Annotated in this window: 22 protein-coding genes; 10 read left to right on the forward strand and 12 right to left on the reverse strand. The window is 70.8% G+C overall.

Annotated features, from left to right (window positions below; all coding sequences use genetic code 11):
* Positions 1 to 169: 169 nt before the first annotated feature.
* The gene (locus tag ACW14X_RS08520) at positions 170 to 2,515 is read left to right on the forward strand and encodes an esterase-like activity of phytase family protein (protein ID WP_457165305.1); all 2,346 of its coding nucleotides are present in this window, start codon (positions 170 to 172) and stop codon (positions 2,513 to 2,515) included.
* A gap of 63 nt (positions 2,516 to 2,578) precedes the next feature.
* Here the strand turns inward: ACW14X_RS08520 and ACW14X_RS08525 are convergent, their stop codons facing one another.
* Complete coding sequence (locus ACW14X_RS08525) at positions 2,579 to 2,932, reverse strand: winged helix-turn-helix transcriptional regulator (RefSeq protein WP_160025028.1); 354 nt, start codon at positions 2,930 to 2,932, stop codon at positions 2,579 to 2,581.
* A gap of 93 nt (positions 2,933 to 3,025) precedes the next feature.
* Between ACW14X_RS08525 and ACW14X_RS08530 the strand changes: the two genes are divergently transcribed.
* Both ACW14X_RS08530 and ACW14X_RS08535 read left to right on the forward strand, forming a co-directional pair.
* Entirely contained in the window at positions 3,026 to 3,649 is a 624-nt protein-coding gene (locus ACW14X_RS08530; RefSeq protein ID WP_160025029.1) for a malonic semialdehyde reductase, read from the forward strand.
* A 100-nt stretch (positions 3,650 to 3,749) separates the two neighbouring features.
* Positions 3,750 to 5,219: an MFS transporter gene (locus ACW14X_RS08535; protein ID WP_457165306.1), complete on the forward strand. Its 1,470-nt coding sequence runs from the start codon at positions 3,750 to 3,752 to the stop codon at positions 5,217 to 5,219.
* 46 nt (positions 5,220 to 5,265) lie between these two features.
* On the opposite strand, the gene ACW14X_RS08540 is transcribed toward ACW14X_RS08535, so the two are convergent.
* The 4 genes from ACW14X_RS08540 to ACW14X_RS08555 form a co-directional block, all read right to left on the reverse strand.
* On the reverse strand, positions 5,266 to 5,691 hold the full coding sequence (locus ACW14X_RS08540; RefSeq protein WP_201451112.1) for a MazG nucleotide pyrophosphohydrolase domain-containing protein: 426 nt from the start codon (positions 5,689 to 5,691) through the stop codon (positions 5,266 to 5,268).
* Positions 5,688 to 6,269 carry an NUDIX hydrolase family protein gene (locus ACW14X_RS08545; protein WP_141803230.1) on the reverse strand — a complete coding sequence of 194 codons (582 nt, stop codon included), beginning with the start codon at positions 6,267 to 6,269 and terminating at the stop codon, positions 5,688 to 5,690. Before ACW14X_RS08545 ends, ACW14X_RS08540 begins: the two co-directional genes overlap by 4 nt.
* 60 nt (positions 6,270 to 6,329) lie before the next feature.
* Positions 6,330 to 6,725, reverse strand: a complete 396-nt coding sequence (locus ACW14X_RS08550; RefSeq protein ID WP_160025031.1) for a PNPOx family protein — start codon at positions 6,723 to 6,725, stop codon at positions 6,330 to 6,332.
* Positions 6,726 to 6,807: 82 nt separating this feature from the next.
* A complete protein-coding gene (locus ACW14X_RS08555) occupies positions 6,808 to 7,851 on the reverse strand; it encodes an alpha/beta fold hydrolase (protein WP_457165307.1) in 1,044 nt (347 codons plus the stop codon).
* Between the two features lie 43 nt (positions 7,852 to 7,894).
* On the opposite strand from ACW14X_RS08555, the gene ACW14X_RS08560 reads away from it, so the two are divergent.
* Positions 7,895 to 8,272 (forward strand): hypothetical protein, encoded by a 378-nt coding sequence (locus ACW14X_RS08560; protein ID WP_457165308.1) that lies wholly within the window; start codon positions 7,895 to 7,897, stop codon positions 8,270 to 8,272.
* Positions 8,273 to 8,282: 10 nt separating this feature from the next.
* On the opposite strand, the gene ACW14X_RS08565 is transcribed toward ACW14X_RS08560, so the two are convergent.
* The 3 genes from ACW14X_RS08565 to mfd form a co-directional block, all read right to left on the reverse strand.
* The gene (locus tag ACW14X_RS08565) at positions 8,283 to 8,732 is read right to left on the reverse strand and encodes a hypothetical protein (protein WP_457165309.1); all 450 of its coding nucleotides are present in this window, start codon (positions 8,730 to 8,732) and stop codon (positions 8,283 to 8,285) included.
* Positions 8,692 to 9,309, reverse strand: a complete 618-nt coding sequence (locus ACW14X_RS08570) for a MarR family transcriptional regulator (RefSeq protein ID WP_457165310.1) — start codon at positions 9,307 to 9,309, stop codon at positions 8,692 to 8,694. The genes ACW14X_RS08565 and ACW14X_RS08570 overlap by 41 nt, the downstream gene beginning before the upstream one ends.
* Positions 9,310 to 9,398: 89 nt before the next feature.
* Complete coding sequence (gene mfd, locus ACW14X_RS08575; RefSeq protein WP_457166057.1) at positions 9,399 to 12,914, reverse strand: transcription-repair coupling factor; 3,516 nt, start codon at positions 12,912 to 12,914, stop codon at positions 9,399 to 9,401.
* A 187-nt stretch (positions 12,915 to 13,101) separates the two neighbouring features.
* On the opposite strand from mfd, the gene ACW14X_RS08580 reads away from it, so the two are divergent.
* Complete coding sequence (locus ACW14X_RS08580) at positions 13,102 to 14,112, forward strand: aldo/keto reductase (RefSeq protein WP_457165311.1); 1,011 nt, start codon at positions 13,102 to 13,104, stop codon at positions 14,110 to 14,112.
* Here ACW14X_RS08580 and ACW14X_RS08585 read toward each other — a convergent pair.
* Both ACW14X_RS08585 and ACW14X_RS08590 read right to left on the reverse strand, forming a co-directional pair.
* Complete coding sequence (locus tag ACW14X_RS08585) at positions 14,069 to 14,512, reverse strand: MerR family transcriptional regulator (RefSeq protein WP_160025038.1); 444 nt, start codon at positions 14,510 to 14,512, stop codon at positions 14,069 to 14,071. The genes ACW14X_RS08580 and ACW14X_RS08585 overlap by 44 nt on opposite strands.
* Before the next feature lie 43 nt (positions 14,513 to 14,555).
* Positions 14,556 to 15,311 carry an SDR family NAD(P)-dependent oxidoreductase gene (locus ACW14X_RS08590; protein ID WP_457165312.1) on the reverse strand — a complete coding sequence of 252 codons (756 nt, stop codon included), beginning with the start codon at positions 15,309 to 15,311 and terminating at the stop codon, positions 14,556 to 14,558.
* Positions 15,312 to 15,378: 67 nt separating this feature from the next.
* On the opposite strand from ACW14X_RS08590, the gene ACW14X_RS08595 reads away from it, so the two are divergent.
* Together ACW14X_RS08595 and ACW14X_RS08600 are read left to right on the forward strand one after the other, a co-directional pair.
* Entirely contained in the window at positions 15,379 to 15,966 is a 588-nt protein-coding gene (locus ACW14X_RS08595) for a TetR/AcrR family transcriptional regulator (protein ID WP_457165313.1), read from the forward strand.
* The gene (locus ACW14X_RS08600) at positions 15,963 to 16,862 is read left to right on the forward strand and encodes a M15 family metallopeptidase (RefSeq protein WP_457165314.1); all 900 of its coding nucleotides are present in this window, start codon (positions 15,963 to 15,965) and stop codon (positions 16,860 to 16,862) included. The genes ACW14X_RS08595 and ACW14X_RS08600 overlap by 4 nt, the downstream gene beginning before the upstream one ends.
* Before the next feature lie 19 nt (positions 16,863 to 16,881).
* Here the strand turns inward: ACW14X_RS08600 and ACW14X_RS08605 are convergent, their stop codons facing one another.
* Both ACW14X_RS08605 and ACW14X_RS08610 read right to left on the reverse strand, forming a co-directional pair.
* Positions 16,882 to 17,664 (reverse strand): siderophore-interacting protein, encoded by a 783-nt coding sequence (locus tag ACW14X_RS08605; RefSeq protein WP_400461005.1) that lies wholly within the window; start codon positions 17,662 to 17,664, stop codon positions 16,882 to 16,884.
* A 36-nt stretch (positions 17,665 to 17,700) separates the two neighbouring features.
* On the reverse strand, positions 17,701 to 18,411 hold the full coding sequence (locus ACW14X_RS08610) for an arsenate reductase/protein-tyrosine-phosphatase family protein (protein WP_350714255.1): 711 nt from the start codon (positions 18,409 to 18,411) through the stop codon (positions 17,701 to 17,703).
* 308 nt (positions 18,412 to 18,719) lie between these two features.
* On the opposite strand from ACW14X_RS08610, the gene ACW14X_RS08615 reads away from it, so the two are divergent.
* The 3 genes from ACW14X_RS08615 to ACW14X_RS08625 are packed head-to-tail and all read left to right on the forward strand — an operon-like array spanning position 18,720 to position 22,532.
* Positions 18,720 to 20,141, forward strand: coding sequence for a polysaccharide biosynthesis tyrosine autokinase (locus tag ACW14X_RS08615; RefSeq protein ID WP_160025043.1), 1,422 nt, complete (start codon positions 18,720 to 18,722; stop codon positions 20,139 to 20,141).
* Between the two features lie 2 nt (positions 20,142 to 20,143).
* Complete coding sequence (locus ACW14X_RS08620; protein WP_457165315.1) at positions 20,144 to 21,520, forward strand: hypothetical protein; 1,377 nt, start codon at positions 20,144 to 20,146, stop codon at positions 21,518 to 21,520.
* On the forward strand, positions 21,513 to 22,532 hold the full coding sequence (locus tag ACW14X_RS08625) for an acyltransferase family protein (RefSeq protein WP_457165316.1): 1,020 nt from the start codon (positions 21,513 to 21,515) through the stop codon (positions 22,530 to 22,532). The genes ACW14X_RS08620 and ACW14X_RS08625 overlap by 8 nt, the downstream gene beginning before the upstream one ends.
* The last annotated feature ends 15 nt before the right edge of the window (positions 22,533 to 22,547 follow it).

The raw sequence follows: 22,547 nt of genomic DNA on the forward strand, positions 1-22,547 counted from the left end.
GCCGGATGGGCCTGGCGATTGGAACGTTAACCGGTCGGTGGGACCTCTCCGACCCGCGCCCACCTGGTGTTCACGTCGAGGTCGGCGCCTCGTCACCACGTCGATGCCTCCGGGTGCGGTGCCGCCCGGATCGTTCCTCCGGCAACAATTCCCCGAGAGGAACCCTCACATGCTTCTCCGCACGAACCGCCTCGCACTCGCCGGGGTCGGCGTCCTGGCCATCGGGGGCCTGGGCGTCTCACTGATGACCGTCCTCGGTGGCACCGCCACCGCCGATCCGGGCGGGCACCGCGAGTTCAGCCGGCTCGCGACCTATCCGGTCTTCCAGAACGTGCCCGCAGGCGTCGACCCGGCCGACCCGACCGTCGCCGAGATCTCGGCCGTCTCCGAGGACGGCAGGACACTGGCCTACACCGACGCGGCCGGCGGCCGGATCGGCTTCCTGGACATCACCGACCCCTCCTCGCCGAAGGGCATCGGCAGCCACGACGTCGCCGGCGCGAAGGGCGGCTCGCCGACCTCGGTGTCGATCGTGGGCGACCACGCGCTCGTCGTCGTGGACGAGTCGACCTACCCCGGCCTCGAGGACACCGAGTGGGAGGACGAGGAGCCTGCCGTCGGCACCCGAGCCGGGCGGATCGACGTGATCTCGCTGGCCGCCCCGCACGAGGAGGTGGCCTCGTACGACCTGGGCGGTCAGCCCGACTCGATCGCGGTCAGCCCCGACGGGACGTACGCCGCGATCGCGATGGAGAACCAGCGCAACGAGGCCGCCACCCCTGCCGGCGGCGAGGAGGGTGACCTTCCCCAGACGCCGGCCGGATCGGTCAAGATCGTCGGCCTCGACGGCGGGCCGGCCGAGTGGCGGATCACCGACGTGGCTCTGCCCGCCTCGCTCTTGAAGGGGCTGGACACGCCGGAGGACGCCGAGCCGGAGTACGTCGACATCAACGCCGACAACCAGCTCGCTCTCACGCTGCAGGAGAACAACGGCGTCGCGATCATCGACCTTCCGTCCGCGACCGTCGAGGCGGCATGGAGCGCCGGGAACGCGGTCGTCTCCGGCGTGGACGCGAGCAAGGACGGGCTGTTCAACCCGGTCGACACCATCGACGCGCCGCGCGAGCCCGACTCGATCCAGTGGGTCGGCAAGGGTCTGGTCGCCACCGCCAACGAGGGTGACTGGAAGGGCGGCACCCGCGGCTGGACCGTCTTCCGTGCCGCGACCGGCGAGGTGGTCTGGGACGCCGGATCCACCTTCGAGGACCTCGCCACGAAGTACGGCCTGCACAACAACGACCGCGCCGCCAAGAAGGGCGCGGAGCCCGAGGGGCTGGCCTTCGAGACCTTCGGCGGCGTCCCGTACGCCTTCGTCGGCTCCGAGCGCAGCAACTTCGTGGCCGTCTACGACATGCGTACGCCTTCTTCTCCTCGCTTCACCCAGGTGCTGCCGGCGACGAACGGGCCCGAGGGGCTGCTGCCGATCCCCTCGCGCAACCTGCTGGCGATCTCCTCGGAGGAGGACTCGGACGAGGATCTGGTGCGGGCGTCGGTCTCGCTCTACGGCTTCGGTCGGAAGTCGTCGTCGTTCCCCACTGTCGAATCGGCCTCCCGCAACGGCAAGCCGATCGGCTGGGGTGCGCTCGGGGCGCTCTCGAAGGTGCCCGGCGAGCCCGGCAAGCTCTACGCCGCCAGCGACGCGGCCTACGCCACCGGCCGGATCTACACCCTGGACGTCCGCCGCTCCCCCGCGGTGATCCGCGACGTGGTGGAGGTCACCGACTCCGCCGGCGAGATCGCCGAGGGGCTCGACATCGAGGGCCTGGCCGCCCGCCGTGGGGGCGGCTTCTGGGTGGCGAACGAGGGTGCGACCGGTGCCGGGAACGCGCTGCTCCGCCTCGACCGCGACGGCCGGATCGCCGAGACGGTGCCGCTGCCCACCGAGATCGCCGAGAAGGTCGGCAAGTGGGGCCTCGAGGGCGTCACGGTGACCGGGAAGCGCCGCTCGGAGAAGGTGTACGTCGCGCTCCAGCGCCCGCTGTGGGCCGACTCGACCGCGAAGAAGCCCGGCGTGGACGGCGCGAGCACCGCCCGGATCGGTCGCTACACCCCGGCGACCGGCGAGTGGGAGTGGTTCGGCTACGGCCTGGGGTCGACGTCGGTGGCCGGTGACTGGCTCGGTCTGTCCGAGATCACCGCCGTCGACGAGGACACCCTCGCCGTGATCGAGCGCGACAAGCAGAACGGCACCACCGCCGCGATCAAGCGGGTCTACACCATCGACGTACCCCGCCGGGGCGTCACCGGGCTCAGCCCCGTGGCCCCGCTGCGCAAGCGCCTGGCGTACGACCTGCTGCCGGCGCTGCGGGCCACGAACGGCTGGACCCAGGAGAAGCTCGAGGGCTTCACCATCGGCGCCGACGGTCGCGCCTACGCGGTCACCGACAACGACGGTCTCGCGGACGCCACCGGGGAGACGGTCTTCCTCGACCTCGGCCGAGGTCCCAAGCGCTGAGGATCAGCATCAGGCCGGCCCGTCACCGACTCGGTGGCGGGCCGGCCTGATTTCGCCTACCGGTCAGTCCTCGGAGCAGCGCTCGGCCGGAAGATGCGTGCCCGCCCACTCGGTGAGCGCGCCGAGCGTCGGCGCGAGCGCGGCGCCGGATCCGGTGAGCGCGTAGCGGACCGCCACCGGCGGGCCGGGGTCGACCTCGCGGGCGAGCAGGCCCAGGCCGGCCAGCTCGCTGAGCCGCTCGGAGAGCATCGAGTCGCTGATGCCCGCCACTGCTCGCTTGAGCTCCGCGAAGCCGAGCGGGCCCTGGGTCAGGCTGCCGAGGATCACGCCGTTCCAGCGCTTACCGAGGAAGTCGAAGGCCCGCACGAGCGCTGCATTGCACACCTGCGGATCGTGGGCGGGCTTCGTCGCGGGCATGCATCCCAGCGTACAGGAGTTGCCTGAAACCTGAGGAACTACTATTTTCGAAGCAACCGGAATATCCCTAGCAACCACGGAGTTCAGAGCGACATGACCGAGACCACTGCACTCGAGACCACTTCCCTCGAGAAGCTGGACAACCGCGGCCGCGAGATCGTCTTCACCGGTGCGCGCACGTCCAACACCTTCGCCGACACCCCTGTCACCGACGACGAGCTCGCCGACATCTGGGAGCTCACCCGCTGGACTCCGACGATGGCCAACACCCAGCCGCTGCGGATCGTGTTCGTGCGCACGGCCGAGGGCAAGGAGCGCCTGCTCCCGCACATCGCCGAGGGCAACGTCGAGAAGACCAAGGCCGCCCCGGCGACCGCGATCGTCGCCTACGACAACAACTGGCACGAGGAGATCCCGAACGTCTTCCCGATCCGCCCGGAGATGAAGGACTACTTCGAGGCCGACGAGACCGCCCGCCACGGCGCCGGCGGCTGGTCCGCTGGCCTGCAGGCCGGTGCCTTCATCCTCGCCGTCCGCGCCGCCGGTCTCGCCGCCGGCCCGATCGCGGGCTACGACACCGCGGGCGTCGACAAGGAGTTCTTCCCCGAGGGCGACTGGACCACCAAGATGATCGTGAACATCGGCCACCCGGGCGAGAACCCGTGGTTCGACCGGCTCCCCCGCGTGGAGACCGAGGCCGCGGTGAAGTGGGCCTGACCCGCTGAGCTGTTCGTTCGAGGCGCTCGTCTGCCGTCACGGCAGGCGAGCGCCTTAAGTTTTCGCCGGAATACAGTTAGCCAAGCTAAACTTTGCCTCGATGTCCGCGACCCGCACCAGCCCCCGCCTCACCTTCGCCATCGTCGCCATCGGCGTCTGCTCCTACTCCCTGCTGCAGTCGGTCTCCGTCCCGACGATGCCGCTGATCCAGACCGAGCTGAAGACCGACCAGGCCACAGCGTCCTGGATCCTGACCGCGTTCCTGCTCTCGGCCTCGGTCGCGACCCCGATCATCGGCCGGATGGGCGACTCGTTCGGCAAGCGCCGGATGTACGTGTGGAGCCTGGCCGCCCTCACCGCCGGCGCCGTTCTCGCCGCCGCGGCCCCCAGCATCGAGGTCATGATCGGCGCGCGCGTACTGCAGGGGCTGGGTGGTGGCACCCTGCCGCTGGCCTTCGCGATCCTGCGTGACGAGCTGCCCAAGGAGCGCGTCGCCGGCGCGATCGCGGTGACCTCGTCGCTGCTCTCGATGGGCTTCGCGGCCGGGATCGTGCTGGCAGGTCCGGTCGCCGAGACGCTCGGTTTCCGGGCGCTGTTCCTGCTGCCCGCTCTGGTCGCGGCCGGCGCCGCGATCGCCGCGCGCTGGCTGGTACCCGAGTCCCCGGTGCTCACTCGCGAGCCGATCCCGCTGCTTCCCGCCGTACTCCTCGCCGGCTGGCTGGTCGCGCTCCTCCTCGGTGTCAGCCGAGCACCGTCGTGGGGCTGGACGTCACCCGCCACCATGGGTCTGCTCGGTGCCGCCGTGGTGCTCCTGGCCACCTGGATCCGGGTCGAGTGGACCGTACGACAGCCGTTGGTCGACCTGCGCCTGATGGGCCGCCGCGGCGTCTGGACCGCCAACCTGGTCGCGCTGCTGATCGGCATCGCGATGTACGCCTCCTTCGGCTTCATCCCGCAGCTGACCCAGACCCCGCCGTCGGCCGGCTACGGGTTCGGCGCGTCGGTCACCGTCGCCGGCTACCTGATGCTCCCGACGGCCATCACCTCGTTCCTGTGCGGTCTGATCAGCGCCCGGCTCGCCGAGCTCATCGGGATGCGCCGCATCCTGGTCATCGGCGGGCTGCTCACCGCGGTCTCCCTGGCCATGGTCGCCTTCGTCCACGACGAGCCGTGGCAGATGTGCGTCGCCGCGGGCCTCTCCGGCTTCGGCACCGGCCTGGTCTTCGCCAACCTCGCCAACGCCGTCGTGGCCGCGGTGCCACCGGAGCACACCGGCGTGGCCACCGGGATGAACGCCAACATCCGTACCGTCGGCGGCACCATCGGGACCGCGGTCATGACCTCCGTGGTCACCGCCCACACCCTGCCGTCGGGCTACCCGACCGAGCAGGGATACATCAACGGCTTCGGGTTCCTCACCCTCGTCGCTCTGGGCGCGGCCCTCGCGGCCATGCTCATCCCCCTGGCTCCGCGAAAGGTCACCCCCGCCGGCCGAGAAGTCACGTACGCGAACCGAGGCGTCGCTCCCGTCGGCCGAGACGGCAGCGAGGTGCCGTGTCGGCCGACGTAACTGACGTGTCGGCCGACGTAAGTGCCGTCTCGGCCGACGTGGGTGCCTATTCGGCGGGGTGGGCGCGTTCGGCGGCCTTGGCGGCCGACCAGAGCTTCTCGACCTCTTCGAGGGTGTAGCGGCGGCCGGAGGCGGCCTCGGGGCCGAAGACGTGCGGGTTGCGGCGCTTCATCTTTGCGGTGAGGCCGGCGATGACGTCGTCCATGGTGAACTCTCCGGCCTCCTCCGCGATGGCCGCGTGGAAGTAGACCTGGAGCAGGAGGTCGCCGAGCTCCTCCTTGAGGTGCTCGGGGTCGGCCTCGTCGATGGCCTCGAGGACCTCGTCGGACTCCTCACGCAGATACTGCGCGAGCGACGCGTGGGTCTGCGACGACTTCCACACGCACCGCTCGCGCATCAGCCGCATCAGGTCGAGGAACTCGACGAGCCCCTCCCCCGATGCGTACGTCCTGCGCTCGTCGTCTGGGCTCAATCCAACGCTCCGAACGCGCTCAGGCACTGCCGCAGCAGGGCACCACGACCGCCCTCCATGTCGCCGACGACGGCGTCGGAGGCGGCCTCGGCCGGGGTCATCCAGGACAGCTCCAGGGCGTCCTGACGCGGCTCGCACTCGCCGGTCACGGGGATGACGTAGACCAGCGAGACCGCGTGCTGGCGCGGGTCCTGGTAGCGCTCGCCGGGCCACGGGAAGTATTCGGCGACGGTCACCGGCACCGTGGTCAGCGGCAGGGTCGGGAAGGCGACCGGGCCGAGGTCCTTCTCCAGGTTGCGCATCAGCGCGTCGCGGATCCGCTCACCGTGCAGCACCCGGCCGGAGACGAGCGACCGGGTGATCGTCCCGGTCGTGGGCGAGCCGCGCAGCAGCAGCCCGACCTCGGTGACCCGTCCGTCCGGGTCCACGCGCACCGGGACCGCCTCCACGTAGAGGATCGGCACGCGCCCGCGGGTCTCGCCCAGCTCCTCCTCGGAGAGCCACCCGGGCTCGGTGTCCCACTCGTTGCCGAAGGGCTCCTCAGGGAAGGACTGCTCGCCGAAAGCCTCCATCGTCATGCGTCGATCCTGCCAGACACAGGCGTACGTCACGGAGCAACGGCGCCGCAGTGTGGACTCTCACCGACGCAGGGCCAGGAAGCTGTCGGCCTTGAACGCCTTCTCGACCATCCACCAGGAGAACCCGTCGTAGTAAGGACGCGCCTCGTCGCGGTCGAGGATCCGCGGCTGGGTGGCGGCGTGGTCGCGGCCCTTCCAGGTGATCGTGCACTCGCCGGCGGCCAGCACGTTGCGGACCCAGTTGGTGCCGGCACCCCACGGGAGGGTGATCACGAACTCGTCCTCGGTGTGCAGCAACGCGACCGGGAGGCTCAGGTCGCGTCCGGTCTTGCGGCCCCGGTGGTGCACCACGGCCCAGAGCGGGAACAGGCGGCGCCCGGCCAGGGTCCGCATCATCGGGGCGGTCGCCTTCGCCATCCGCCAGGAGTCGTTGCTGGGAGTGATCGTCGTCGTCATGCTCCCCACTCTGCCCAGGATCCGGGGCCGCCGCTTCCCGGACAGTGGGCAGCCGGACTGACGGGTTCCCGTCAGTCCGCGCTCAGGCCGCGCCGTTGCGGATCGCCCAGGCGGTGGCCTCGGCGCGGCTGCGTACGCCGAGCTTGCGGTAGAGGTTGGCGGCATGCCGCTCGACGGTGTGCTCGGCGATGCCGAGGTCCCGGGCGATCGAGGCGTTCGTACGTCCCGTGGCGATCAGCCGCAGCACGTCCTGCTCACGCGTGGTCAGTGCCGTGGCGGCCTGACCCGAGGCGGGCGCGGACCCGCGGTGCACCTCACCGGTCAGGAACCAGCGGCTCACCATGGCGAGGTCACGGGCTCCGCCCTCGACGAACAGCGTCGGGGTGCTGCCCTCGAGCTCGACCAGCGTCCCATTGCGTACGCCGTCGGCCAGCCGCCGGGAGACCTCGACCGGGATCTGGCTGGCCGCCTGCCGGTGCAGCACGAGCGTCGGCGCCACCACCCGGTCGAGGAGGTCGCTGACGTCCATCCGGGCGGCCTCCGCGAACCAGTCGCGGGCGACCGCAGGCGTCGCGGCGGTGCGGAACGCCTCGGCGACCCGGCCGGCGTTCTCACCCGACCCCCATCCCAGCCAGGCGGTCGCGGCCGCATCGGCGAAGAGGTCCCAGTCCTGCTCGACCAGCGACAGCAGCGCCTGCGTCTGCGCCGGGCTCATCGCCTCACGCATCCGCGCCGCCCCTCCGAACAGGAGCATCCGGTCGACGCGCTGCGGGTTGGTCGCTGCGTACGCCACGGCAGCCGCGACCGCGTGGTAGTAACCGAGCAGGTTGACCCGGTCGGCACCGACAGCCTCGATGACCGCCTCCAGGTCGCGCAGGTGTGCGTCGAGGCCCAGGTCGCCGGCCCGGCGGTCCGAGGAGCCGGTGCCGCGGCCGTCGTAGAGCACCAGCGTCAGGTCCTGGCTCAGCCGCTCGTAGGCCATCCGCAGCGCGGGCACCCGCCACTGTGCCCGGATGTTGCTGAGCGAGGGCATCCAGATCGTCACCGGCCCGCTCCCGACGGCCTGGTAGGCGATCGAGATGTCGTCGCTGGTCTGCGCGTAGCGCACCTCTGGCTCGCCGGTCACTCGGCCATTCTTGCGCCTGGGTGGTCCCAGTAGCGTCGTTGTCATGAACCGAGTCCTCCTCATCGGGCTGGCGCCCGAGGCTGTCGACCTCTCCGACGCACCGATCGACCTGGCCACGTTGAAGGAGCGGATCGCCGTCGGCAACGCCGAGGTCGCCGATGCCGGCTACGACGCGCTCTCCTGCGAGATCGGCACCAGCGTCGACGACGCCGTCGCGCAGGTCCGCGAGGCGCTCCAGAAGCAGCCCTGGGACATCGTCATGATCGGCGGCGGCGTCCGGGCCGTCCCGGCCCATACCGAGCTCTTCGAGGCGATCGTCAATCTGGTCCATGAGCTCGCGCCCGGGACCCGCTTCGCCTTCAACGCCGGCCCCGACACGACCCTGACGGCGCTGCGCCGGGCAGCAGGCGACCGGAGCTGACGGGGCTGGCTCAGGCCAGCCGCGCGACGGCGGCGTCGTACAGCGTCTGCGCTGCCTCCGCGGCCGCGTCGGCGGCGGCGTGCGTGACCGGCTTGCCGAGGTAGTTGTTGGCGTTACGGTCCAGCCGCATCACGTCGTAGTGGGCGGCCGCGTCGCGCGGTGGCGGGGTGTCGAAGATGGCGGCGAGGAACCTGCCGACCTTCACATGGCCACCGGCGCCGTACGTCGTCTTGTAGCCGTAGCCGGCCAGGACCGCCTCGCCGACGTCGTGCGCGGCCTTGTAGGCGAGGTTGTAGCGGTTCTCGGTCCGGGTGACGTTGGGTACGTCGGCGAGGGCCGACTCCGCGCCGGAGAGGAAGGCGCAGGCCTTCTTCTCGTCGGGTCTCACGGCGCGCAGGGCGCCGGAGCGTACGAGCGCGTCAACCGCCTTCTGCTGCGCCGGGGTCAGCGGCAGGGGCATCCGGTCCTCCTCCATAGATCTCGATCACCGGGTTGGCCCGGACCTCTTCGAGGAACCCGGTCTGCTCTTCGGCCTCCTCCGGGCTCATGATCGTCGGGTTCACGATGCGCCCGACGCTGTCGGAGACCTCCCGGCAGACCCGGTAGACCGCCCGTACGTCGGGGCTGCCGATCACCATCAGGTCGATGTCGTTCGGCGGCGGTCCCGGCTCGCCCTTCGCCCTCGCCGCGAACGAGCCGAAGAGGAAGGCTCGCTCGATCCCGTCGAGGTCCTCGAGGGCCTCCCGGAGCAGTACGACCGGGCCGGTGACCGTCAGCAGGATCTCTCGCGTCGGCGCCAGCAGCGGGCTCTGCTCGTTTCCCCTGATCAGCCGCGTCCTTCCGACGCGGCGGTCGACGAGCAGACCCGCATCCAGCAGCCGCGCGACCTCACGATGGACCGTCGGATAGGGCAGCCCGGCCCGCTCGGCGAGGTCGGTCATGCTCAGCTCCTCTGCCGGGAGCAACAGCTCCGAGAGCAGCAGCGCCTGCGCCTCCGACCGGAACAGAGGCGCGAGCACCGGAGCCTGACTTCTCACAAAATGGATAATAACCTCCATTTTGTGGATATGAAACCCCACAACCGCGCCGAGTCGGCTCGTCATGACGAGCCGACTCGGCGGATGGGTCAGGTGAGCGGGTCGATGATGGCGTCGATGACGACCCGGGCCCAGTCGAGGAGGTCCGGGCCGTCGAGGGGCTTGGCGGGGAAGCCGGAGGAGACCGGGCGCGGGACCATGATGGTGTCCAGCTGCGGCTTGACCAGCGACTTCGGGTACATCCGGTTCAGCCGGACGACGCGGGAGTCGGGCAGCGAGACCGGGTGGAAACGTACGTTCTTGCCGGCCAGGGTGACCTCGGAGACGCCGGCCTGGCGGGCGCGGGCGCGGAAGCGGGCGACCTGGAGCAGCGAGGAGACCTCCGCGGGCGGCTTGCCGTAGCGGTCGAGGAGCTCTGCGGCGACCGACTCGACATCCTCGTCGGAGCGGACCTCGGCGAGGCGCTTGTAGATCTCCAGCCGCAACCGCTCGGAGGGGATGTAGTCGTGGGGCAGGTGGGCGTCGACGGGAAGCTCGATGCGTACCTCGTTGAGTTCTTCAGCGGCCCCGTCCGGACCCGCTTTGAACTCGGCGACAGCCTCGCCGACGAGGCGGACGTAGAGGTCGAAGCCGACGTCGGCGATGTGGCCGGACTGCTCGCCGCCGAGCAGGTTGCCGGCGCCGCGGATCTCGAGGTCCTTCATCGCGATCGCCATGCCGCCACCGAGGTCGGAGTGCTGGGCCAGGGTCGCGAGCCGCTCGTGGGCGGTCTCGGTCAGCGGCTTCTCCCCGGGGTAGAGGAAGTACGCGTAGGCGCGTTCGCGTGAGCGGCCCACGCGGCCACGGAGCTGGTGCAACTGCGAGAGACCGAGGGTGTCGGCGCGCTCGATGATCATCGTGTTGGCGTTGGAGACGTCGAGGCCGGACTCCACCAGCGTGGTGCACACGAGAACGTCGAACTCCTTCTCCCAGAAGTCGACCATCACCTGCTCGAGCTGCTTCTCATTCATCTGGCCGTGGGCGACCGCGACCCGCGCCTCGGGCACCAGCTCGCGGATCCGCGCGGCCGCCTTCTCGATCGAGTTGACCCGGTTGTGGATGTAGAAGACCTGTCCCTCGCGGAGCAGCTCGCGCCGGACCGCGGCGACGATCTGGCGGTCCTCGTAGGCCCCGACGTACGTCAGGACCGGGTGTCGCTCCTCGGGCGGCGTGGTGATCGTGGACATCTCCCGGATGCCGGTGATCGACATCTCCAGGGTTCGTGGGATGGGCGTGGCCGACATGGACAGGAAGTCGACCGAGGTCCGCAGGCGCTTCATCGCCTCCTTGTGCTCGACGCCGAAGCGCTGCTCCTCGTCGACGACGATCATGCCGAGGTCCTTGAACCGGATGTCCTTGTTGAACAGGCGGTGGGTGCCGACCACGATGTCGATGGTGCCGTCGGCGAGGCCGGCCATGACCTCGGCGGCCTCCTTGTCGGTCTGGAACCGGGACAGGCCGCGTACGTTGACCGGGAACCCGGACATCCGCTCCATGAAGGTCGACAGGTGCTGGGAGACCAGCAGCGTCGTCGGCACCAGCACCGCGACCTGCTTGCCGTCCTGCACCGCCTTGAACGCGGCCCGCACGGCGATCTCGGTCTTGCCGTAGCCGACGTCACCGCAGACCAGCCGGTCCATCGGCACCGGCCGCATCATGTCCTGCTTGACCTCGTCGATGACGGCGAGCTGGTCGGCGGTCTCCTGGAACGGGAAGGCGTCCTCGAGCTCGCGCTGCCAGGGGTTGTCGGGGCCGAACTGGAAGCCCTTGGTCGCCTGCCGCGCGGCGTAGAGCTTGATCAGCTCGGCGGCGATCTCGCGGACCGCCTTGCGGGCGCGGGCCTTGCGCTTCTGCCAGTCGGCGCCGCCGAGCCGGTCGAGGCTGGGCTGCTCGCCGCCGACGTACCTGGTGACCTGGTCGAGGGCGTCGGCCGGGACGTAGAGCCGGTCGGCCGGCCCGCCGCGCTTGGAGGCGCCGTACTCCAGGACGAGGTATTCGCGGGTCGCGCCCTGCACCTCGCGCTGCTTCATCTCGATGAACTGACCGACACCGTGCTGCTCGTGGACGACGTAGTCGCCGGGCTTGAGCTCCAGCGGGTCGATCTGCTTCTTGCGCCGCGCCGGCATCTTCACCATGTCGCGCGTCGAGGACTTCTGGCCGGAGATGTCCTCGCCCGTGAGCACGACGAGCTGGTTGGTCTCGTCGATGAAGCCGTGGTTGAGCCGGGCGTGGATGACGGTGACGGTCTTGTGGACGGGCTTGGCGCTCTCTTCGTCGCCCTCTGCCAGGCGGGCCGGGACGTCGCGCTCCCCCAGAGCCTCGACCGTACGCTGCGCCGTGCCGTGCGCGGGCTGGACCACGACCACCCGGTAGGAGTCGTCGCGCCAGCGCTCGATGTCGGTCAGCGCGGCAGCGGTGTCGCCGCGGTAGGCCTTCGCGGGCTGCCAGTCGATCTTGCGCGCGGGGACGCCGACGACGTCGGGGTCCGCAAGGTCGGCTTCCGCGTCGTCGAGGCCGAACGGGCTGACCGACCACCACGGCTTGCCCAGGGCGATCGCGTGGGCGCGTACGTCGGCGAGGTCGCGGTAGGAGGCCGCGGAGAGATCGATCGGGGCGACTCCCCCGCTGGCCGCGGCGGCCCAGGAGGCGCCGAGGAACTCTTCGGCGGTGGCGACCAGGTCGTGGGCGCGGCTGCGGATCCGCTCGGGGTCGAGCAGCAGGACGTGGCTGTCCTCCGGGATCAGGTCGAGCAGCAGCTCCATGTCGTCGACGAGCGCGGGTGCGAGCGACTCCATGCCGTCGACCGCGATCCCGGCGGCGATCTTGTCGGTGAGCTCGATCAGGGTGGGGTGGGCCTCGCCCAGCTTTCGCGCCCGGTCCCGGACCTCCGGGGTGAGCAGGAGCTCGCGGCATGGCGGCGCCCACAGCCGCTCGGTCTCGCCGCCGTGCTCGGCAGGGATGGCGCGCTGGTCGGCGACGGCGAAGTGGCGGATCGAGTCGACCTCGTCGCCCCAGAACTCCACGCGTACGGGGTGCTCCTCGGTCGGCGGGAAGACGTCCACGATGCCGCCTCGGACGGCGAACTCGCCGCGCTTCTCGACCAGGTCGACGCGGGAGTAGGCCGCGTCGGCGAGCTTCTGGACGGCGTCGTCGAGGCTCGCCTCCTGACCCTTGATCAGCTCCACGGGCTCCAGGTCGCCGAGACCCTTGACCTGCGGCTGGAGCACGCTGCGGACCGGCGCGACGACGACCTTCAACGGGCCGTGGGCACCGTCGGCATCCGGGTGGCGCAGCCGGCGGAGCACGGCGAGCCGACGCCCGACCGTGTCGCTGCGCGGGGAGAGCCGCTCGTGCGGCAGCGTCTCCCAACTCGGGTAGTAGGCCACCGAGTCGGGCGGGAGCAGGTCGGTCAGATCGTTGACCAGGTCCTCGGCCTCGCGAGAGGTCGCGGTGACCGCGAGGACGGTGCGCTCCTGGCGTACGAGGCCGGTGACCACGAACGGGCGCAGCGCCTCCGGCCCGGTGACGTCGAGCGCCAGCATCCGGCCGCCCTTGGCCTCCGCCATCACCTCGCTCAGGGCAGCATCGCGCAGGACGAGATCGGCGAGCGGGGCGAGGATCACGGGTGACTCCAAAATGGCAGGCAAGCACGAGAGCCCCCGGCCGGGAAGACAGGGGGTGCTGGCCCCAGTCTAGAAGACGTGCGTAAAGACGTTTGACTTCGAGCGCACGCGAGGCCGGAGCGTGGATCGCATGAGATACACGACCATCGGAACAGGCGCCGGGTCACGGCGCGTCAGCAAGCTCGCGCTCGGCGTGATGCGGTTCGGGACGGACACGGACGTCGAGACGTCGTACGCGATCCTCGACCGCTTCGTCGAGGCCGGCGGCACCTTCGTCGACACCTCCAACAACTACGCCTACTGGGCCAACGGCACCCAGGGCGGCGAGAGCGAGACGGTGCTCGGGCAGTGGCGCCGGGACCGCGGGGTCGGCGAGGAGCTCGTCATCTCCACCAAGGTCGGCGCACGCCCGACGGACGTCGTCGAGCGCGTCGAGAACGGCTGGGAGAACCAGCGGACCCGGGTGTGGGAAGGCCTGGCTCCGGAGAACGTACGCGAGCAGGCCGACCGCTCCCGCGAACGCCTCGGCGTCGAGCGGCTCGACCTCTACTACGCGCACGTGCCGGACATGAACGGCGTGCCGCTGGAGGAGTACGCCGCGGGCTTCGCCGCCCTCGTGAAGGACGGTGTCATCGGCCAGTTCGGGCTGAGCAACCACTGGTCCTGGCAGGTCGAGCGGGCGCGGGCGGTCAACCCGGAGGAAGCCCGGCCGAGCGTGCTGCAGTATCACCACACCTACCTGCGGATGCGCACCGACATCCCCGACCCGCGGCTCTCGGTCGACGGCGAGATCGGGGTGGCCGACGCGTCACTGCTCGCGCTGCTCCGGGCAACTCCCGGGCTGACGCTGGTGGCCTACACGCCGCTGCTCACCGGGGCCTACACGAACCCCGCCAAGCCCCTCGATCCCGCCTACGACCACCCTGGGACCACCGCGCGGCTCGCCGTGCTCGACGAGGTCGCGGCGGAGACCGGTGCGACCCGCAACCAGGTCGTACTGGCGTGGATGCTCGGCGACTCGCTTCCGGTGATCCCGCTGGTCGGGGCCTCGTCGGTGGCCCAGCTCGACGAGAGCCTGGCCGCCGTCGATCTGGAGCTCAGCGAGGAGCAGAGGGCTCGGCTCGACGCTGCTGGGCGATGAGCTCGGCGTCGGGGTCGGTCTCGCCGACCGCCGCGGCGTAGTAGGAGACCTTGAACTCGATCGCGTCGAGATGGGCCGCCGTCTCCTCCAGCTGCGCGCGCACCCGGTCGCGGTGTGCGCGCAGCAGGGCGAGGCGGGCCTCCTCGTTGCCGGAGCCGTCGCGGACCATCTCGGCGTAGCGCCGGATCTCCCGGATCGGCATCCCCGTCGAGCGCAGCCTGGTGATCAGGGTGATCCAGCCGAGGTCGCCCTCGGTGTAGGCGCGGTGGCCCGACCCGTTGCGGCCGACGCCGAGCATCAGCCCGTCACGCTCGTAGTAGCGCAGCGTGTGCGCGGTCAGGCCGGTCCGCGCGGCCACCTCGGCGATGCTGAGCCCGTTGCTGTCCGCCTGCGTCGTCATGGACCCCAGTGTCCTGGTTCGAGTGCACTCGAAGTCAAGCCGTTCAGAGCGCCGATCCGCCGGTCACGTCGAGCGTCTCGCCGGTGACCCATCGCGCCTGGGGCGAGGCGAGGAAGCCGACCGCGTCGGCGACCTCCTCCGGTGTGCCGATCCGGCCGAAGACCGACAGCGCGTCGGCCTGTGCCCGCGGCCCGGGCAGGTTGATCCAGTCGGCGTTGATGTCGGTCTCGATCACGCCGGGGAGCACCGCGTTGACCGTCACCCCTTGGGCGGCGAGCGGGGCGGCCAGGGATCGGGTGAGGTTGTTGATGCCGGCCTTGGCGGCGGCGTACGTCAGATGGGTCGGCGCCGCCACCCGGGTGTAGCCGGTCGACACGTTGATCACCCGGCCGCCCTCGCGCAGGTGCGGAGCGACCGCCTGGGTCAGGAACATCGGCGCGATCAGGTTGACCTCGAGGACGCGGCGCGCGGTGGCCGGGTCGAGCTCGTGGAGTTCCTGGTTGCCGTTGATGCCGGCGTTGTTGACCAGGATGTCGAGGCCGCCGTCCTCCTCGAGCGCGGCCGCGGTCCATGCCTCCGCGATCTCCGCGGCGGCCTTCGCGCCGTCCTCGCCGAGGTCCGCCTCGATCAGGACCGCCCGGGCCCCGGCCGACTCGACGAGCCGCGCGGTCTCCTCGGCGGCCGCACGGTTCGAGCCGTAGTGGACGCCGATCAGACCGATTCCGTCGGCGGCCAGACGTACGGCGATGGCGCGGCCGATCCCGCGCGATGCTCCAGTGACGAGGGCGTTGCGGGTCATCTCGGACTCATTTCTGTAGTAGTCGCTAAATAATGATCTGAGAGTTAATGTAGGGATCACTATGGAAATGCGCAAGCCCTCCCGCGGACGACCGCGCTCCTTCGACGAGGACGCGGTGCTCGACGCCGTGATGCGAGCGTTCTGGGAGCACGGGTACGAAGGCACGAGCGTCGCGACGCTCGAGGCCGCGACCGGGCTGAAGGCCCCCAGCCTCTATGGGGCGTTCGGCTCCAAGGAGGTGCTCTACCGGGCCGCCCTCGAGCGCTACGCCCGTGAGCACGGCAACGTGCTCCGGCCCGACGGACCGGCTCGGGAGGCCATCTCGGAGTTCCTGTACGAGGCGGCCGACCGGTTCAGCGAGAGCGGCCTGCCGCCGGGCTGCATGGTCTCGACGGCCGCGCTGGCGCTGGGCACCGCCCAGCGCGGCGTCGCCACCCGCCCGGCGAAGATGCGCTCGGAGACGATGGCGGGGATCGAGCAGCGACTGCGGACCGCTGTCACCGAGGGTGAGCTGCCGGCCGGGACCGACGCTGCCGCTCTGGCGCGGCTCTTCGGCGCGGTGATCCAGGGCATGTCGGTGCAGGCGATCGACGGCGCCAGCCGGCAGGAGCTGCGCGGGCTCGCCACGGCCGCGATGGCTGCGTGGCCGCGATGACGTCTCGCGGATCGCTGAGAACCAGGACGTACGCCGCCGGGTCGGCTGTCCTCCTGCTCGCGATCAGCGCCTGCGGCGGAGCGCCCGAGGCCGAGCCGTCCCCGACGACCAGCGCCTCGGCTCCCTCGACCTCGGCGGAGCCGTCACCCAGCGACGTACCTTCGTCTTCTTCACCGACTGTCGCGAAGCCGGGGTCGGTGCCGCCGCCGTGGCTCGGCACCCGGGTGCTGAAAGAGGACGCGGAGGGCTACGGGATCGCCGGGCCGACGCCGAAGGAGCTGCGCAACCGGGCGTGGACGCTGCCGGACATCATGCCGATGCTGCCCGGTGACGGCTTCGCGGCCGAGGTCGACATCGCGCCGGACGACGTGATCGCGCGCTCGACCTGGGTGCCGGGGTGTCCGGTCTCGCGGCGGGAGCTGGCCTGGGTGCGGATGACGTTCTGGGGCTTCGACGGTGCCCGCCACACCGGCGAGATGCTGATCAACGCCCGGGTCGCCGAGGACGTCGTCGGGGTCTTCCGGCGGCTGTACGAAGCGAAATTCCCGATCGAGCAGATGGACATCACCACGAAGGCGGCCCTGGACGCGCCGCCGACCGGCGACGGCAACGGCACCGGCGGCTTCGTCTGCCGTCCCTCGGTCGGCCAGACCTCGTTCTCCCAGCACGCCTACGGCCTGGCGATCGACCTGAACACCTTCCAGAACCCGTACGTCAAGGGCGACCGCGTCATCCCCGAGCTCGCCCGCTGGTATCTGGACCGGTCCAGGCGGGCGCCCGGGATGATCCACGACGGTGACGTCGTGGTCCAGGCGTTCGCCGACATCGGCTGGGAGTGGGGCGGCGACTGGAGCTCACTGAAGGACTACCAGCACTTCAGCGAGAACGGCACCTGAAGGCGAAACCCCGCCGAGCTCAGGCCGACTCGGCCTCGGCGAGCTCGCGCTTCCATTCGCGGAAGGTCTCCTCGGTGCGGCCACGGCGCCAGTAGCCCGAGATGGAGACGTCGGCCTTCGGGACCCCGCGCTCCTTGAGGAGATAGGGGCGGATGCCGTGCATGGTGACCGCGGCCTCGCCGTGGACGAAGGCGTGGACGCGGCCGTCGAGCCACTTCAGGTCGCGGATGGCGGTGACGAGGAGCTGCTCGTGGCCCTCGGCGTCCTCGGCGGCGTGGTGGGTGTGGCCGCCGGTGACCAGCCAGGTCACCTCGACGCCGTCGGGGTGGTCCAGGGGTTGCTCGTGGCCCGGCGCCGGGATGTCGATGACGGCGTAGCCGCGAGCGTCGGAGGGCAGCGCGGCCAGCGCGGCGCGGATGGCCGGCAGAGCGGTCTCGTCGCCGGCGATCAGGTGCCAGTCGGCCTCCGGGTCGGGCGAGTAGGCGCCGCCCGGGCCGCGCGCCGCGAGGGTGTCACCGGGCTTGGCCGCGGCGGCCCAGGGACCGGCGTACCCCTCGGTGCCGTGGACGACGAAGTCGATGTCGAGGGTGCCGTCCTCGACCGAGGGGTTGAGGGCGGTGTAGGTGCGGACCACCTCGCCGTCCACCTGCGGGAAGACGAGCTTCACGTAGCGGTCGGTGAAGACGCTCGAGGAGAAGGCGCTCAGGTCGTCGGAGCGGAAGCTCACCCGGATCATCGTCGGGCTGAGCCGCTGGGTGGCGGTCACGACGAGGGCGGTCTCAGGCTTCGCGGGACGGTTCATATAGGCAACCCTAACTTGGCGGCAAACCGCCGGCCGTCAACCCGCCGACCGGGTGGAGTGCGCCGAGCGCGGCTGGGTCGTCTCGACCGGAGCCGCGGGCGAGGGGATCGTGGGAGCCGCCGCGGGCCGCTGGGGCTTGGCGACCAGCGACAGGCTCGGTTCGAGCACCCGCAGCAGCGACTCGACGTGGCCACGGGCCTCCGTCACCAGCCGTCGGGCCTCGCGCGGGGTGCGCTTCCGCAGGTCGAGCAGGTCGTCGTCGGCCGGCCGCCGGACCCGTCGCCGGGCCTTCTGCAGCGGCGCGAGCTGGACGAGCGTACGCAGCCGGGTGGCCGCGTCCGCCTCCGAACCCGCGGGGCCACCCAGGGCCGTACGTCCCAGCAGGTCGCCGAGGGCGGCGATCTCGACGAGGGTGAACGTGCGCTTGACCGCCGAGGGCACCAGCTTGGCGACCTCGCTGCGGTGGGAGCGTTCGGCGGTGATGATCAGGTCGGCGCTCTCGATGTCGTCGACGTCGAGCGGGTAAGCCTGGTGCCTGGTCAGCCGGACCCCGGCGAGAGCGACCTCGGAGGCGATCATCGGGTCCATGTCGTAGCCCTCGAGCGCCTCGCTGCCGGCCGAGATCACCGTGATGCCGTGGCGGGCGAGCCCACCGATCTGGCCGACGCCCTCGCGGAGCATCGCCTCGATCGCCGGCGATCGTCGTACGTTCCCGCTGCAGACGACCAGGATCGTCGCGGTGTCCATACCCTGCCTACCTTCGAAACAGTTGCCTGCCGGTTCTCGAGCGCGGACCTCACATCCACGCGGCCAACCCCCCGAACGTGACGGACAGACATTACGCAGTCGGCGTACGCCTCCAGAAACCGACGGCGAATCAATCCCCCATTTGGGTGAACGGGCCGGACACCCGGCCCTGTCATCCCCCAAACAGGGTGAGGATGTGCGATGGCCCCGTGGCCCGCCCTGACGGCGCGACCCATTGCCTCGGGCTCCGCTTCGGCGGGTGAGTCCCGGACAAGCAGCCTGGCACAGACATCGGATGGAGTGACCTGTTGGATCTGCGCGACTATGTCGCTGCCCTGCGCAAGCGGTGGTACATCGTCGCGGTGCTCGCGATCATCGGCGCCGGCGCGGCCTTCGCGCAGGCACACGCGAGCCCGCCGCAGTACCGTGCACAGAGCACCGTCTTCGTCTCGATCGCGCGCGGCGCGACGACCCAGGAGCTGGTCCAGGGCTCGACGTTCACCCAGGACATCGTCCAGTCCTACGCCAAGCTGGCGACGATGCCGGTGGTGCTCGACCAGGTCATCTACGAGCTCGACCTCGACACGACCCCCAAGGCGCTGGCCGAGGAGATCACCGCCGAGAACCCGCTCGACACCGTGATCATCGAGATCGACGCGGTGGCCACCACCAGCACCGGCGCCTCCGACCTCGCCAACTCGGTCGCCGACGAGCTCACCACCACGATCACCAACCTCTCCCCCAGCTCCAACAAGAAGTCCGCGGTCGAGGTGACGGTGGTCGCCCGTGCCGACCCGCCCCAAGAGGCGTTCGCGCCGCGTACGCGGCTGGCCGCTCTGGTCGGATTCGCCGGCGGCTTCGGCCTCGGCGTCGCGATCGCGGTGGTCCGTGCCCTCCTGGACACCCGGGTCAGGACTGCGGCCGAGATCGAGCAGCTCACCGACGTGGGGCTCCTGGGGGCGATCCCCCGGCGCCGCGGCCAGCGGCGCTCGCGCGGTGCGGTGACCGCCATCGACCCGCACAACGTCGCCGCCGAGGCCTATCGGAGGCTGCAGACCAACCTGCAGTTCCTCGACGCCTCCTCGCCGGTCCGCTCGATGGTGGTGACCTCCTCGATCGGCGGCGAGGGCAAGTCGACCACCTCGATCAACCTGGCCCTGGCGATCGCGGAGCAGGGCCAGCGGGTGCTGCTGGTCGATGCCGACATGCGCCGCCCCGCAGTGGCCGACTACTGCGGCCTGGAGGGCGCGGCCGGGCTGACGACCGTGCTGATCGGGAAGGCCGACCTCGACGACGTCGTCCAGGTCTGGGGCGACGCCAATCTGCACGTGCTCACCATGGGTGAGATCCCGCCCAACCCCGCGCAGCTGATCGGCTCGCCGCGGATGGCCGACCTGCTGGAGGAGGCGCGCGACGGCTACGACGTGGTCATCCTCGACTCCCCACCGCTGCTTCCGGTGGCCGACGGCGCGATCCTGTCCCGGCTGACCGACGGTGCCCTGGTGGTCGCCAACTGCCGTACGATCCACCGGCCGCAGGTGCTGGAGGCGATCGACAGCCTCGAGGCCGTCGATGCCCGCTGCCTCGGCATCGTCGCCAACCAGGTCCGGGACACTGCCGCGCACACCTACTACGGCCAGCCGGAGCAGGGCTGGTTCGCCCGCCTCCTCTCCGGTTTCGTACGCCCCCGGGAACCGCGTCAGCAGGGCTACCCGGCCGCCGGGAGCTGAGCATGGCCGTCGCGACGGCGGTCCGGGTCCGCGCCGGGCGCACCGGGCGTACCCCGCGCGTCGAGCGCACCGGCTGGGAGGTGCTGACCGCTCTCTTGGCGGGAGCGGCCGCGTTCCTCGCCGGGACGGACTTCGATCTCGTCCGTGGCCTGACCGTGGGCGGACTGATGGGTGCGGCCCTGGCGCCGGTCTGGATCCGGGAGGCGGGCCGCTACCGCGGTGCGGCCCTGGGCGGCGTACTCCTTCTCGCCTGTCTCTTCTCCGCGCTGGCGCTCGCCACCTGGCGCTCGGCGACCCACCCGCCGACCGAGGCGGGCGTGCTGTTCGAGCTGGTGCCGGTCGTCTCGGCCGCGATGTGCGTCGGGGCGCTGCTGTGGGCGCAGCAGGTGCTGTCGCCGGGAGTCGTGGTCTGCCTCTACGCGATCGGCTCGTTCATGACCTCGACGATGGGCTCGCGCTTCGCCGACGAACCCTGGCGGTTCGGGTTCGCGACGCCGTCGACGATGCTGCTGCTCGGTGCCTGCATGCTCATCCGGCGGCGGCCTCGCAAGAGGCTCCTCGCGGACATGACCGTCCTCGGGATCATCACCGCGGTCACCGCGCTGTCCGGGGCCAGGTCGATGAGCGCGTTCCTGATCATGACCGCCGTGCTGCTGCTGTGGCAGCACCGGCCGAGAACGGCCAAGCGAACCACCTCGGCCCTGCTCTCGCTGGTGCTGGTGGGGGCGCTGGGGTTCGGGCTCTACCGAGCGCTGGAGGGCGCCGCACTCGACGGCTACCTCGGCCAGTCGGCCCAGGAGCGCACCGAGGAGCAGACCCAGGCCGCCGGGTCGCTCATCCTCGGCGGCAGACCCGAGATCGGGGCCACGGTCGCACTGATGCTCCACGAGCCGCTCGGTTACGGCGCCGGCGTCATGGCCACGCCGACCGACATGCAGGCGGCCAAGCAGGGCATGTCACGTCTGGGCTATGACCCCGACAACGGCTACGTCGAGCACTACATGTTCGGCACCCGGATCGAGGTGCACTCGCTGATCGGCGACCTGTGGATCTGGTTCGGGCTCGCTGGGCTGGTGCTGTCGGGATGGCTGCTGTGGCTCGCCACCATCTATCTGGGCCGCAGCATGGCCAACCGCACTGGCACCGCGCTCGGCATCTTCCTCGCCCTGCAGCTCGCCTGGAACCTCTTCTTCGGCCCGATCATGAGCTCGCTGGCGCCGCTCGCGCTCGCGCTCGGGGTGTTCTTGCTCCAGCGCAAGGAGGCTGCTGCCAGTCCGGCGGCGCCGGAGCCGAGGCCGGCGATGCGAAAGCCGCGCAGGGCTCGTCGTGACCAGCGGGCTCGCCGCCGCTACCTCGCAGGAGGGCCGCAGCGTGCGTGAAGGCTGGATCGACTCCGCGCGCGGCCTGGCGATCGTCCTCGTGGTGCTCTTCCACGCCGTGATCAATCTCGACCTGGTCGGCCTCGCCGGCCCTTGGTCGCGGCTGGCCTACACCCTCGACACCTTCCGGATGCCGCTGTTCTTCTTCCTCGCCGGGCTCCTCGCTCCCGCGCTGCTCGCCCGCCCGCTGCGGACCGTGCTGCGCACCCGATGTCTGAACCTGATCTACCTCTACGTCCTGTGGTGCCTGCTCCTCGGCACCTTCCGCGCGCTCCTGCCGCATCCGCCGCCCGAGGCGTTCGCCTCGCTCGCCCTGGTGCTGATCGAGCCCAACGTCTACCTCTGGTTCCTCTACACGCTCTGCCTGTTCACGCTGGTCGGCTGGCTGACGCAACGGCTGCCCGCATGGCTGGTCGTCGGGACCGCGTTGATCTGCTCCGCGGTCTTCGCCGCCGGGCTCGTCTCCACCGGCGACGTCCCCTGGGACAAGACGTTCCGCTACTGGTTCTTCTTCGTGCTGGCCTCCCGCACGGCACCCGCGGTGCGCTCGGTCGTGCCGCGGATGCGGCCCGTCCACGTGGTCGGGGCGGGGGTGGCGTACGCCGTGGTGCTGGGGTTCTTCCTCTACGTCGCCGACGACAGGATCATCTTCGTCCGGCCGCTGCTGGGCCTGCTCGCGGTCGCCGCGGGCTGCGGGCTCGGAGTGATGATCGCCCGCATCCCCGCGCTCGGATTCGTACGCCACCTCGGCACCCGCACGCTGCCGATCTACGTCGTCCACGCCTTCCCGATCACCGCCGCCGCAGCCCTACTGACCGGCCGCGACATCAACTGGCCGCCGGGCACCGGCCTGGTGGCGGTGCCGTTACTGACCCTCGTAGCGATCCTGCTGGCACTGGGTCTCGACCGGCTGATCACGGGTCGCATCCGCGGCGTCTTCGACTTTCCGGTCGCCCGCTGGACCGCAAAGGCAGCCCGCGAACGCTCTTCCTCGTCCCTCCAGAGAACCTAGCCCCAGGATTTCCGC

It is taken from the genome of Nocardioides sp. YJ-D4, assembly GCF_054031495.1.